Source organism: Streptomyces barringtoniae, from assembly GCF_020819595.1.
Lineage (GTDB): Bacteria > Actinomycetota > Actinomycetes > Streptomycetales > Streptomycetaceae > Streptomyces > Streptomyces barringtoniae.
This window is the reverse complement of sequence record NZ_JAJHNP010000012.1, coordinates 106,350-119,318: the sequence shown is the minus strand read 5'-3', so window position 1 is coordinate 119,318 and position 12,969 is coordinate 106,350. Positions and strand designations below refer to the sequence as shown.

Genomic DNA, 12,969 nt, shown 5'->3' with positions numbered 1-12,969 from the left:
GGGCTCAGCCGCGCGAGAACTTGTACGTCTTGCTGTCCGTCAGGATGCAGAAGCCCGGCGACATCACGATCACGCGCAGGACGCCGGTGCGGCGGTCGTAGTCGATGCCCTCGACCTCGAACGTGCCGGAGCAGGCACTGCGCAGCGGCAGCTGGCGCAGGGCGGTGACATGGCCGGTGACGTCTCCCGAGCCGTTCGGCGGGGCCGACAGGTCTATCTGGAGCAGCGGCTTGGTCATGCCGAAGAGGCTGCCGTCGGGGTCGTCGGAGGAGCACAGCAGGGTGGTGGGGCCGGAGAAGTCGCAGCCCTGGACGTCACGGACGGCGTGGTCCAGGTTGACGTTCGAGACCTGCGGGAGGTTCGCCGAGGGCGAGGTGGACGGATTGACGCCGGGGGTCGGGAAGACCAGCAGGCGGTTCATGGTGCCCCACTCGCCCGAGAGCATCCACTGGCCGTCGGGCGAGATGGCGTCCCAGGAGTTGTTCAGGGCCTCGCCGGGGCTCAGCGTGTGGACGTACTCCGACCAGGTGCCGTCGGGTGCCTGCACGCGGTACATCTTCGAGTTGCCGCTGTCCTGCTGATAGGGCTCGATGTAGTAGCCGTTGTACGAGGCGTCGGGATCGCCGACGTGGTTCCAGCCGCGGCTGGAGACACCGAGGGGAATGGTGCCGATGCCGGTGTACCGGTTGGGGCTGTTCGCGGGGACCTCCACGGAGGTCAGCCCCTGGCTCTCGTCCAGCGGCCGGGCGCGGTCGGAGCCGGTCTCGGTCCAGGTGTCGGCCGCGGAGGCGGGCACGGGCGCGGTGAGGGACACGACGGCGGCGGTGGCGAGGGTGACGAGACCGGCGAGAACTGCGTGACAACGTTGCCGGGCGGACGCGGGCATGGCCGACTCCTCGAACGGGGGTGGGGGCACAAGGCGGGCGGGCGGGAACACTCGGTCGGCGGACAGTCTGGCGTGGCGCGTTAGTCATGTACAGGCCAATGCAGCAACATGAGCCTGAACTCTCCCGGTCCGCCGAAGGGACGTGCAGGATGTCCGGGCAAGCGGTCGGGTCCCGGCGTGACGGCTTGGGCGGACGTGCACCGCTGTGGTGAGAGATGGTGGAGGTAACCGGCGACGGCGTCGGAGAGTCGGGTGTGAACGCGGTGGATCAAGGGGAGTCGGCACGGGGGACGACGTGCCGTGCGGACGGGCGAAGGCGGTACATGGCATGAGCGCAGCCGAGGCTCCGGTGACGGAGGGTGGCGAGCCCGCACGCGGGCCGGTGCGGCCGGGCGGCCTGCTCGACGTGCTGGGCGTGGCGTCGGTGGTGCTGGACACCGCCGGCCGGATCGTGCTGTGGAGCCCCCAGGCGGAGGAGCTGTTCGGGTACGGCGCGCAGGAGGCCCTCGGCGAGTACGCCGCCCGGCTCATGGTCCACGAGCGGCACTTCGAGCTCGTCGGCAAGCTCTTCGCCGATGTGATGCGCACCGGGCAGAGCTGGGCGGGCGGCTTCCCGATCCGGCACAAGGACGGCAGCACCCGCCTGGTGGAGTTCCGCAACATGCGTCTGCTGGACGACCGCGGTGACGTGTACGCACTCGGGCTCTGCGCCGACCAGTCGACCGTACGGCGGCTGGAGCAGGACGTGGCGCTGTCCGAGCGGATGGTGAAGCAGTCGCCGATCGGCTACGCCGTCCTGGACACCCAGCTGCGGTTCGTCTCGGTCAACCCCGCCCTTGAGAAGATCAACGGGATGCCCGCCGCCGAGCATGTGGGACGCACGCTGCGCGAGGTGCTGCCCATGCTCGACTCCGAGCCGGTGGAGACCGACGCCCGGCGGGTGCTGGACACCGGTGTGCCGGTCATCGACAACACCCTGGTCGGCCGTACCCCCGCCGACCCGGACGAGGACCACACCTGGGCGCATTCGCTGTACCGGCTCGACGACACCATGGGCAATGTGCTCGGCGTCGCGGTCTCGGTCGTCGACATCACCGAGCAGCACCGGGCCTCCCTGGAGGCGGAGGCCGCCCGGCGCCGCCTCGCGGTCATCGCCGACGCCTCCACCCGGATCGGCACGACGCTCGACCTGGACCGCACCGCCTGCGAGCTGGCCGAGGTCGCCGTACCGGAACTCGCCGACGTGGCCGCCGTGGACCTGCTGGACTCGGTGGTGGAGGGCCGGCGCAGCACGCTCGGCCCGTCGGAGTCGGCGGTGATCCGGGCCCTCGCGGTGCGCCCGCAGGACGGCTCGGACGTGGCACGGGCCGCCGACCCGCCCGGCCGGATCGCGACGTACGAGCCCGACCGGCTGATCACCGAGTGTGTACGCTCGGCCGAGGCGGTGCTGGTGCCGCACGTGAAGGACGAGGACCTGCCGCGCATCGCCCGCTCCCCCGAGGCGGCCGAGCTGCTGGGCCGGGCGGGCCTGCACTCGTATCTCGCGGTGCCGCTGATCGCGCGCGGCGAGGTGCTCGGCGCCCTGGACCTCAAGCGCACCCGCAATCCGGCGCCGTTCGACGACGACGACGTTCTGCTGGCCCGGGAACTGGCCGCCCGCGCGGCCGTGCAGATCGACAACGCGCGCTGGTACCAGAACGCCCGCAACACCGCCCTCACCCTGCAGCGCAGTCTGCTGCCCAGCCGTCCGCCGGTGACGACCGGCCTGGAGGTGGCCTCCCGCTACCAGCCCGCCGGGGCGACCAGCGAGGTCGGCGGCGACTGGTTCGACGTCATCCCGCTGGAGGGCGGCAAGACCGCGCTCGTGGTGGGCGATGTGATGGGCAGCGGGCTCAGCGCGGCCGCGACCATGGGCCGGCTGCGCACGGCGACCACCACGCTGGCCGCCCTGGGCCTCGACCCGGCGCTGCTGCTGGAGCACCTGGACAAGACCACGTCGGCCCTGGACCACTCCATCGCGACCTGCATGTACGCCGTGCACGATCCGCACACCCGCCAGTGCCGGATCGCCAACGCCGGCCACCTGCCGCCGGCCCATCTCCGCCCGGGCCGGCCTCCGGAACTGCTCGACCTGCCGACCGGGGTGCCGCTGGGCGTGGGCGGGATCGCCTTCTCCACCGTCACCGTCGACTTCGAGCCCGGCGACGAGCTGGTGTTCTACACCGACGGGCTGGTGGAGACCCGCCGCCACTCCCTGGACGAACGCCTGGACCTCCTGCTGTCCCTGCTCGACGACCCGGCCCGCCCGCTGGAGGAGACCTGCGACTTCCTCCTGCGGACCCTGCACCACCCGGACAACCACGACGACGTCGCCCTGCTGATCGCCCGGGCGCAGGAACTGCCGTAGCGGGGACGGGCGTCAGGGCCGTACGCCGATCACCACGTGCGCGGACAGCTCCTCGGACACCGCCAGACGGGCCGTCAGACCCGCGTCCGCGAAGGCCCGTACGGCGGCCGGTGCCTGGCGTTCACTGGTCTCGGTCAGCAGGCAGCCGCCCGGTGCGAGCCACTCGGGTGCCCCGGTGGCCACCCGGCGCAGCACGTCCAGGCCGTCCGCGCCGCCGTCCAGGGCGACGCGCGGTTCGTGCTCGCGGGCCTCGGCCGGGAGCAGTGGCAGTTCCGCGGTGGGGACGTACGGCACGTTGGCGGTCAGGATGCCGACGCGGCCGCGCAGGGGGGTGGGCAGGGCGTCGTAGAGGTCGCCCTGGTGGGCCCGGCCGTCGAAGGCGGCGAGGTTGCGCAGGGCGCAGCGTACGGCGGCCGGGTCGATGTCGGCCGCGTGCACCTCGGCACCGTCCAGTGCGGCGGCGAGGGCCGCGCCGAGCGCGCCGGAGCCACAGCACAGGTCCACGACGACCCCCGCCCGCGGCGCCTGGGCCAGCGCCTGGTCGACCAGGAACTCGGTACGGCGGCGGGGGACGAACACGCCCGGTTCCACCGTGACCCGCACTCCGTGGAACTCGGCCCAGCCCAGGACGTGTTCGAGGGGGTGCCCGGCGGCGCGCCGTTCGACCATCGAGGCGGCCTCCTCGGGCGTGCGGGCGGTGGCGAGGATCAACTCCGCCTCGTCCTCGGCGAAGACACACCCGGCGGCGCGCAGCGCGGAGACGAGGGCGGCGGGGGAAGAACGAGAAGAAGAAGACAGGGAACCAGAAGAGGACATGGGGGCCGAAAGCCTTTCGGAGCGCGGGACTTCAGGGCGCTCTCGCGGTCACCGCTGCCGGTGCACCGTCCGCGACCGGACGCCCAGCCTACCCCAGGGGAAGGCCCGGTTCCGGGCGGGAAAAACACCTGGCGCGGTGCCGGGCGGGCGGCTACTCTCGCCGCGATGACGACTCACGCCTCGCAGAGATTGGGGGACCCGTCCGCGCAAGGTGAGCGCTGATGCTCCCTTCCACCGCGTACGGGGATTCCCGGCTTTCCATGTGGTTGCGCGTACGGACGTACGCCGTGCCACCGTCCATGATCGAGCTCGCCACCGCCCGCCGTGCCGCCGGGGACTGGGCCGGTGCCTGCGCCGCCGCCCGGATCGACGTCGACCTCGATCTGCGGTCCGTCGCCCGCGCCCACGGCCGGGAGATCGCGGCCCGGCTCCGCGCCGACCTGCGCCGTCTCGCCCCGGACCTGCTGCGCTGGCACATGCCGAGGATCGCGCCCGACGGGCTGCTGCGCCCCGGCCTGACCCTGACGCTGGCCCGGTACGAGCGGCCCGGCCGGGCCGGACCACTGCACCTGGTGGCCCGTACCCCACCGGCTTGGGCGGACGCCGGCCAGCGGATCGGTCTCGCCCTGTTCGATCCGGCCGACGCGCCCGCCGGCCGCCATCCCCATCCCCGCCCCAACCGCCGCTACCGGCTCGATCTGCACCGGCACCTGTGGGACGCCGGCAGGGCCGGCGAGCTGCGCGACCGGTCGGGCGCCGGCGGCCCCGCGCCGCCGGACGACGATCCGCTGGGTCTCGTCCCGCCCGGACATGGCTGTGCCGTCGGCCGGTGGGCGGCCGAGGCGGACATCCTGCTGCGCGCCGACGGACACACCGGCGGAACCTTCGCCGTACGGCTCGGCGGCGGCCGCCGGTTGCTCCTGACGGTGGCGGCGGACGGGAGCGACACACCGGATCCCACCGAGAACCGCTGCGGGGCCGCCCCGTCCGTCGGGCCGAGGGACCTGGCCAGGATGCGGGGCCGCGGCCAACCGCACCACACCGCGCACGGGCACGACGCCCCGAATCCGGCCGAGCACCTGCACCCAGCCTGCCCGACCGACAGAACACCAGACCCATCCGGCGCGCCACACCACGGCCAACCGCACCACACCACCGACGACCACGACCCACCGGAACCCGCCGAACACCCACGCGCACCCCACCCGGCCGACGGCGTACCAGGCCCGGACAGGATGCGGCGCCACGGCCAACCGCACCACATCACGGACGGGCACGACGCCCCGAATCCCGCCGAACACCCACGCACAGCCTGCCCAGCCGACGGCGTACCAGGCCCGGCCGGGGTGCGGCACCGGGTCCCGAGCCGTGACGGTGCGCCGTGCGTGCGGATCGTCGACGAGCTTCCGCCGGGCGGTGTGTCCGCCGTACCGGTGCTGCCCGATGCGGCGACCTGGGTGGCACCCGATCTGGAGTTGCTGCGTGCCGGGCTGATCGGCGCTGACCGGCTGCATCCCCTGGTCGCCGCCGCGCTGCTGCCCGGCCCCACGACGCCCGCTGCGCTCAGCGATCCGGATCCGCTGGAACGGGCGCGTCAGGTGGAGTGCCGGGGAGCCACGCACCGGGTCGGCCTGGTCGACGGTGTCCTGGTACCGCTGGACCACGCTCCGGACGAGATCCGGCGCGAGGAGCTGCTGGCCGCGCTCGGCGGACCGTCGCTGCCCTGTCTGCGGGTCATCGACGAGGCGCACCGGCGCCCCGACTGCCTGGCCGGTGTGCGGGAACGGCTGGACCACGGTGACACCGAGGGCGCGCTGGCCGTGGTCGAGGGGCTGCTGGGCCCCGGCGCGGTGCTGCGCGAGGGGCCGCTGCGGGACGAGCTCGCGGCGGCCGCCGAGGGGCGCATCGCCTACGGGCTGTACCGGGCCGGTCTGACCAGCCCCGGCGGCACCTCCACCGACCCGAGCCGCCGCACCGGCCGAAGCCGCCGCCCCTCCCGACGGCAGACCCGAACCGTCACGTTCTTCTGAACCCTCTTCCTGACCTCCTTTCTCTTCCGCCCTCTTCCGCCCACTTCACACCCTTCAGGTGATCCCACATGACTGCTGCCACCGCTCCTGTCTCCCTCGTCCCTCAACTCGACGTCGCCGAAGCCCTGTTGGACCTGCTCCGCGACACGACCACCGAACCGCGCTCCGACGTCCAGCTGGAAGCGCTGACCCTGGCCGTGGCCGCCGACCTTCCGGTGCTGCTGTGGGGCGAGCCGGGCATCGGCAAGACCGCGGCGCTGACCCAGCTCGCCGGTGCCCTGGACCTGCCGTTGACGACCGTGATCGCGAGCGTCCACGAACCGTCCGACTTCTCCGGCCTGCCCGTCCTGGGAGACGATCCGGCGGTGCAGGGCGTCCCGATGGCCCCGCCGGACTGGGCGGTGCGGCTCGTACGGGCCGGGCGCGGACTGCTGTTCCTCGACGAGCTGTCCACCGCTCCCCCGGCGGTGCAGGCGGCCCTGCTGCGGCTGGTGCTGGAGCGGCGGATCGGCGCGCTGCGGCTGCCGCCCGGGGTGCGGATCGTGGCCGCCGCCAACCCGCGCTCCTCGGCGGCCGACGGCTGGGAGCTGAGCCCGCCGCTGGCGAACCGGTTCGTGCATCTGCAGTGGGCCCACGACCACGACGTGGTCGTACGGGGCCTCGGGGGGACCTGGCCGCGGGCGACCCTGCCCCGGCTCGATGCTGGGCGGCTGTCCGAGGCCGTGGCCTTCGCCCGGCGCGCGGTGTGCGCATTCCTGGTCGCGCGGCCGGGGCTGGTACACCGGCTGCCGAGCGGGGAGAGCCGCCGGGGCGGGGCGTGGCCGTCGCCCCGGAGCTGGGAGGCGACCCTGCGGCTGATCGCGTTCGCGACCGCCGCGGGATCGTCGCGGGACGTGCTGTCGCTGCTGGTCCGCGGCACGGTGGGGGACGGTCCCGGGCTCGAGTTGCTGGCCGCCTTGGACCGGATGGACCTGCCCGATCCCGAGACACTGCTCGCCGACCCCGCGGGCGCCGAACTGCCCGAGCGCGGGGATCTGCGGCAGGCCGTGCTGGACGGGGTGGTGGACGCGGTGCGGGGGCGCCCGGAGCGGGCCCGCTGGGACGCGGCGTGGGCGGTGCTGGTACGGGCGATGGAGACCGGGGCGCCGGACGTGGTGGTCGTGCCGGCGACCACGCTGGCCTCCCTGCGCCGGGAGGACTGGGACGTGCCGGCGGCGGTGGAACGGCTCGCCGGGGTGGTGTCGCTGTCCCGGCATGCCGACGAGGCCGCCCGCCGGGTCGCGCGGACCGCCGGGGCGGGCCGATGACGGCGGACGCGTCCGGCACGCTGGACCTCGGCAAGCTGTTCGCCGCACGGCTGCACGCGGCTCGCGTCCGGCCCTACCTGGCGACGGCCCTGTTCGCGCTGCGGCCGGTGGAGTCGCGGGAGGTTCCGACGATGGGGGTCGACCGGTACTGGCGGTGCTACGTCTCCCCGGCGTTCGTGGATCGCACACCGCTGGAGGAGCTGGCGGCGGTGTGGGTGCACGAGGTGGCGCATCTGCTGCGCGACCATCACGGGCGCAGTGAGCGGTACGCCCGCGAGCGCCGGCTGTCCGGGCCCGCGGAACGGCTGCGCATGAACATCGCCGCCGACTGCGAGATCAACGACGACGTGTACGGCGACGGGCTGGTGGAGCCCGAAGGCGCGGTGACACCGGAGAGGCTGGGGCTGCGCCCGGGCGAGCTCATGGAGGACTACCTGCGCCATTTCCGGCTCGGGCCGCGGCTTCAGCGGCTGGCCTGGCTGGACTGCGGCAGCGGCGCCGACGGGCTGGACAGGGCGTGGGAGCTGGGGCCGGACGGCGCGCACGGACTGAGCGAGCAGGAGCGGGACGCGGTCCGGTTCCGGGTGGCGCAAGGCATCAGGGCCAGCCCGGGAGACACACCGCAGGGCTGGCGGCGGTGGGCGGAGGAGGTGTTCCATCCGCCGCAGCCCTGGCGCCAGTTGCTGGGCTCGGCGCTGCGGTCGGCGGTCTCCGCGCCGGGTGCGGGCGAGGACTACAGCTACGGCCGTCCGGCGCGCCGGTCGGCCGGGCTGCCCGGGGTCGTCCTGCCGAGTCTGCGGCGCCGGCCGCCCCGGGTGTGCGTCGTCATCGACACCTCGGGGTCGGTCAGCGACGCCGAACTGGGCAGCGCGCTGCTCGAGGTGGCCGCGATCTGCCGGGCCGCGGGCGGCCGGCGGGACCTGGTCTCCGTACTGTCCTGCGATGCCGCGGCCCGGACCGTGCAGCCGCTGTGCCGGACGGAGGGCATCGAGCTGGTGGGCGGCGGCGGGACGGATCTGCGCACCGGGTTCGCCCGCGCGCTGCGGACCCGGCCGGATGTGGTGGTGGCCCTGACCGACGGTCAGACGCCGTGGCCGGACGAACGGCCGCCGTGCCGGACGGTGGTGGGGCTGTTTCCCCGGACCGGTGGGTCGTACGACGAGGACGACCCCGGCTATCTGCCGGACGCGCCGCCGGCGTGGGCGCGGGTGGTGACGATCGGGTCGGCCGCTGGATGAATCGGCGGGCAGGGGCCCGTCCGAGGACGTGTCGGCAGGGAGCCCCGCCCGTCGCCGGGCGCGCCCCCTGTCCCTGACGTCCTGGGGTCAGACGCCGACGGTCTCCTCGATCTCTTCCTCGGCGGCCTGCTCGGCGTCCTCCTCGGCCTTTTCCCTGGCCCTGTCCTCGGCCGCCCGGGCCGCTTCCGGCCGGGCCGGCACCGCGGCGGGCGTGGCCGGCGCCTCGGTCGCGGTCGCGGCGCCGGTGTGGCCGGCCGCGTGCCGGGCTCGGCGGGGCCGCTCGTACAGGGCCGCGAGCCCGGTCACGGCCAGACCCAACAGCAGCCAGACGCCGAGGGTCCACACGTTGCGCGCAAGACCGTCGTCGCCGAAGTACAGCAGGCTGCGGACGCCCTCGACGAAGCCGGCGCCGTTCCAGAAGGCGTGCAGCGTGCCGAAGAAGCCGTTCTGCAGCTCGGGCCGGAACAACCCGCCGGAGCTGGTGAAGTTGAGCATCACGAACAGCACCATCATGGTGAGTGTGGTCCACCGCTTCAGGAAGGTGTGCAGGCCGACGCCGATGAAGAGGATGCCGGCCGAGTACAGCCAGGCCATGCCCCACACGCCCGCGAGGTCGTGGTGGGCGAGGTGGAACACCGGTCCGGCGAGCAGCGCGCCGATGCCGCTGACCACGGCGGAGACACCGAGCGCGAGCAGCGCCCGTACCCGCATCGAGAGGGCGGCGCCCGCGGCACCGAGGGCGGCGACCGAGGCGTAGGAGCCGATGCTGAGGGCGATCAGCAGGAAGAACAGGCCCTGCCCCGTGGGGTCGTCGGCGACCGGCTCGGCCACGTCGGTGACCTTCAGCGGCACGCCCTCCTTGGCGGCGACCGGCGTGAAGACCTTCTCGACCGCCGTCGCGCCCATGTCGGAGGCGGCGCTCGCCACCAGCAGCTCGGGCGCCTTGGCGCTCGGGACGTAGGCGCCGGTCACATCGCGGGACTTGAGCAGGCCGACGGCCTCGGCGCGGCTCGCGACCGTGCGGACGTCGAGCTTGTCCCCGGCGGTGTCCTTGACCGTCTGGGCGAAGACCTTCGCCTGCGGGGCGCTGCCGACCACGGCGACCGGCAGGTGGTGCGGCTCCGGGGTCACGAAGGCCCCCATGTACGCGAGCCCCATGCCCAGGCACATCAGCAGCGGGGTGATCAGGTGCGTGAGCACATGGCGCAGTGCGGGTGACCTCATCGCGCGCGACCTCCAGATAGTTGGCTTATACAACTCTCGCATCAAGTTGTACTATACAACTAGAACGCCGGAGGAGGTATTCCCGTGAGCGCAGCGCAGTCGGCCGTCGAGACGATCCAGCGCGAGATGACCATCTTCGCCCGCCGGGCCCGCGCCTCGGCGGGCCGTATGCATCCCGAGCTGTCCCTGGTGTCGTACACCCTCCTCGGCCATCTGGAGGAGGAGGGCGGCTGCCGGGCGACGGACCTGGCCGCCCACTACGCCCTGGACAAGTCCACCGTCAGCCGCCAGGTGGCCGCGCTGGAGCGGGCCCGGCTGATCGAGCGCCGCCTGGACCCGGAGGACCACCGGGTCCAGGTGCTGCATCTGACGGAGGCCGGCCGGGAGATCCTCGCCCAGGTCACCCGCAGCCGCCGGGCCGCGTTCCGGGAACGGCTCGCCGGCTGGCCGGAGGAGGACCTGGTGCGTTTCGCGGCCTACCTGGAGCGGTACAACGCGGGTCCGGGCGGGGCCGGGGCCGACTGACCGGCGGCTTTGCGGGGCGCGGTGCCGGGCGGGAGGTTCATGCCACCGGTACCGCGGCCCGCTCGTCGGCCAGCCGCTCGGGGGCGCGCGCCGCGAGGAACGCCGTACGGCGGCGCAGCCGGAAGCCGAGGGACTCGTACAGCCGGATCGCCCCCGTGTTCCGGGCGCTCGTGTGCAGGAACGGCGTCTCTCCGCGCTCCCGTATGCCGTGCGCGACCGCGAGGATCAGCCGGGTGGCGAGGCCTTCGCCGCGGAAGGCGGGGTCGGTGCAGACCGCGCTGATCTCGGTCCAGCCCGGCGGGTGCAGCCGCTCCCCCGCCATGGCGATCAGCGCGCCGGAGCGTCGGATGCCGAGGTAGGTGCCGAGTTCGACGGTGCGCGGCAGGAACGGTCCGGGCCGGGTGCGGGCCACGAGGTCGAGCATCTCGGGTACGTCCGCCGGGCCGAGGCGGACCGCCTCCGCGTCCGGCGCGGCGGCGACGCCGTCGTCCACGAACTGCACCCCTTCGATCCGGAAGGTGATCTCCCAGCCGTCCGGCACCTCACCGCAGTACCCCGCCAGCGGGATCTCCGCGCCGGGACCGGCCAGCGCCGCCAGGTCCGCCCAGTCCCGCGCGTCCGGGTCGTCGGGCAGCGCCAGCCAGGGGGAGACGTCGACGGGGTAGCGCAGCACGCGGCCGCGCCGCTCGGCGAAGTGGGCGTGCGGGCCAGCCAGGGAGGCGAGGGCGGGGTTGTCGAGGACGTGCGGGGCGTCGGCGGCGGGGCCGTCGCCGACGCCCGCTCCGGCTATGAGGCTCACGCGGCCACCTCGATCACGATCTTGCCGAGGGCGTGCCCGTCCTCGACCGCGCGCAGCGCCCGGCCGGCCTGCTCCAGCGGGAAGGTGCGGGTGATGTGCGGCCGCAGAGCGCCGCGTACGGCGAGATCGGCCACCGCCTCGAGGACGGCGGCGGTGCGGACGCGCTGGACGGCGGCGCCGCCGAGCGCGGCCACCTCCGCCTGCGGCGAGCCCGCGGTGACCAGCTTGCCGCGGTCCTTCAGCAGCTCGGCGGCCTCGGTGAGCACCGGGCCGCCCACCAGGTCGTACACCCCGTCGATCCCGTCCGGCGCGGCGGCCCGCACCCGATCGGCCAGATCGGGCCCGGAGGACACGTGCACCGCGCCCAGCGACTCCACGAACTCCCCCTTGCCCTCGCTCGCCACGCCCACGACCCGCAGTCCGAAGGCGCGGGCGATCTGCACGGCCGCACTGCCGACGCCGCCGCCCGCGCCCGTCACCAGCAGGGTCGAGCCTCCGGGCAGGTCGAGCTGGCGGACGCCGTCGTAGGCGGTGGCGGCGGCGACCGGGAGGGTGGCGGCGTCGGGGAAGGACAGCGCGGCGGGCTTGTGGGCGGTCACGTCGGCGGTGAGCAGGGCGTATTCGGCGTATGTGCCGTGGACGGCGCTGCCGAACACCTCGTCGCCGGCGGCGAAGCCGGTGACCCCCGGGCCGACCTCCTCGACGACGCCGGCGGCCTCGCTGCCGAAGACCACCGGAAAGACACGCTCGCCCTCGCCGGGGCGGCGGAAGCCCTGGCGCAGCTTCCAGTCGACGGGGTTGACACCCGCCGCGCGGACCGCGATCAGGATCTCGCCGGGGCCGGGGCTGGGGCGGCCGAGGTCGATCAGCGCCTCGGTCTCCGGTCCTCCGTGCCGCGTGTAGACATACGCCTTGGGCATGCTCTTCCCTCGCTTCTCTCGCTGTCACCGGTCTACCGGTGCCGGCATCGAGCGCAAAGGAGAAGCGCCGCAGAGCTATTCCCCAGGCCCTAAAGAGTTCATACGGCCGCAATCATCCGGGCGTGCGGGATGGTGACCACGGACGGAGCAGCTGGAACGACCACGTACGGTTGAAGGATGAACGTTACGCGAGGCTTCACGGGCCGCCCGCGCGTCCACAACCCGGGGTTGCCGCCCGGGCAGTACGACGCGGGCGAGGACTGGCCCGTCCTGTCCGCCGAGGTCACCCCGGACCTCGCACCGGCCGACTGGTCCCTCCGGGTCGACGGCCTGGTCGAGCGGCCGCACACCTGGGACTGGGAGGGGGCGCACGCGCTGCCGGCGTCGGCGTACGACGGCGACATCCACTGTGTGACCGGCTGGTCCAAGTTCGGTGTGCGCTTCGGCGGAGTCTCCCTCGACGCCTTCTTCGATGTGGTCCGGCCCCATGTGTCCGCCACCCATGTGCTCGCCCGCTCCCACACCGGCTACACCACCAATCTGCCGCTCGCCGACGTCACCGGCGGGCGGGCCTGGATCGTCTGGGAGTACGACGGCGAGCCACTGCCGGCCGAGCACGGCGGCCCGGCGCGGCTGCTGGTGCCCCACCTGTACTTCTGGAAGAGCGCCAAGTGGATCGCCGGCCTCACACTCCTCGACCACGACGAACCGGGCTTCTGGGAAGGCAACGGCTACCACGAACGCGGCAACCCCTGGGAGGAGCAGCGGTACTCCGGTGACTGACACGGCGCCCCACACCCCCCATCCGGAACGAGTG

Annotated in this window: 11 protein-coding genes; 6 read left to right on the top strand and 5 right to left on the bottom strand. The window is 73.9% G+C overall.

Going from position 1 to position 12,969, the window contains the following annotated elements; all coding sequences use genetic code 11:
* Positions 1 to 4: 4 nt before the first annotated feature.
* Entirely contained in the window at positions 5 to 886 is an 882-nt protein-coding gene (locus tag LMU33_RS22880; RefSeq protein WP_228622395.1) for a hypothetical protein, read from the bottom strand.
* A gap of 328 nt (positions 887 to 1,214) precedes the next feature.
* Here LMU33_RS22880 and LMU33_RS22875 point away from each other — a divergent pair, with 328 nt between their 5' ends.
* Entirely contained in the window at positions 1,215 to 3,293 is a 2,079-nt protein-coding gene (locus tag LMU33_RS22875) for a SpoIIE family protein phosphatase (protein ID WP_228622394.1), read from the top strand.
* 12 nt (positions 3,294 to 3,305) lie between these two features.
* Here the strand turns inward: LMU33_RS22875 and LMU33_RS22870 are convergent, their stop codons facing one another.
* The gene (locus LMU33_RS22870; RefSeq protein ID WP_228622393.1) at positions 3,306 to 4,109 is read right to left on the bottom strand and encodes a putative protein N(5)-glutamine methyltransferase; all 804 of its coding nucleotides are present in this window, start codon (positions 4,107 to 4,109) and stop codon (positions 3,306 to 3,308) included.
* Positions 4,110 to 4,330: 221 nt separating this feature from the next.
* On the opposite strand from LMU33_RS22870, the gene LMU33_RS22865 reads away from it, so the two are divergent.
* From LMU33_RS22865 to LMU33_RS22855, 3 genes are all read left to right on the top strand, one after another.
* A complete protein-coding gene (locus LMU33_RS22865) occupies positions 4,331 to 6,139 on the top strand; it encodes a hypothetical protein (protein WP_228622392.1) in 1,809 nt (602 codons plus the stop codon).
* A 68-nt stretch (positions 6,140 to 6,207) separates the two neighbouring features.
* Positions 6,208 to 7,446: an AAA family ATPase gene (locus LMU33_RS22860; RefSeq protein WP_228622391.1), complete on the top strand. Its 1,239-nt coding sequence runs from the start codon at positions 6,208 to 6,210 to the stop codon at positions 7,444 to 7,446.
* Positions 7,443 to 8,684 carry a vWA domain-containing protein gene (locus LMU33_RS22855; RefSeq protein WP_228622390.1) on the top strand — a complete coding sequence of 414 codons (1,242 nt, stop codon included), beginning with the start codon at positions 7,443 to 7,445 and terminating at the stop codon, positions 8,682 to 8,684. Before LMU33_RS22860 ends, LMU33_RS22855 begins: the two co-directional genes overlap by 4 nt.
* Before the next feature lie 87 nt (positions 8,685 to 8,771).
* Here the strand turns inward: LMU33_RS22855 and LMU33_RS22850 are convergent, their stop codons facing one another.
* A complete protein-coding gene (locus tag LMU33_RS22850) occupies positions 8,772 to 9,908 on the bottom strand; it encodes an ABC-2 transporter permease (protein WP_228622389.1) in 1,137 nt (378 codons plus the stop codon).
* Between the two features lie 126 nt (positions 9,909 to 10,034).
* Here LMU33_RS22850 and LMU33_RS22845 point away from each other — a divergent pair, with 126 nt between their 5' ends.
* Complete coding sequence (locus LMU33_RS22845; protein ID WP_228622501.1) at positions 10,035 to 10,433, top strand: MarR family winged helix-turn-helix transcriptional regulator; 399 nt, start codon at positions 10,035 to 10,037, stop codon at positions 10,431 to 10,433.
* A gap of 37 nt (positions 10,434 to 10,470) precedes the next feature.
* On the opposite strand, the gene LMU33_RS22840 is transcribed toward LMU33_RS22845, so the two are convergent.
* Together LMU33_RS22840 and LMU33_RS22835 are read right to left on the bottom strand one after the other, a co-directional pair.
* Complete coding sequence (locus LMU33_RS22840) at positions 10,471 to 11,223, bottom strand: GNAT family N-acetyltransferase (RefSeq protein WP_308280801.1); 753 nt, start codon at positions 11,221 to 11,223, stop codon at positions 10,471 to 10,473.
* A gap of 5 nt (positions 11,224 to 11,228) precedes the next feature.
* Positions 11,229 to 12,152, bottom strand: a complete 924-nt coding sequence (locus LMU33_RS22835; RefSeq protein WP_228622387.1) for an NADP-dependent oxidoreductase — start codon at positions 12,150 to 12,152, stop codon at positions 11,229 to 11,231.
* 177 nt (positions 12,153 to 12,329) lie between these two features.
* On the opposite strand from LMU33_RS22835, the gene LMU33_RS22830 reads away from it, so the two are divergent.
* Positions 12,330 to 12,935 carry a sulfite oxidase-like oxidoreductase gene (locus LMU33_RS22830; protein WP_228622386.1) on the top strand — a complete coding sequence of 202 codons (606 nt, stop codon included), beginning with the start codon at positions 12,330 to 12,332 and terminating at the stop codon, positions 12,933 to 12,935.
* The last annotated feature ends 34 nt before the right edge of the window (positions 12,936 to 12,969 follow it).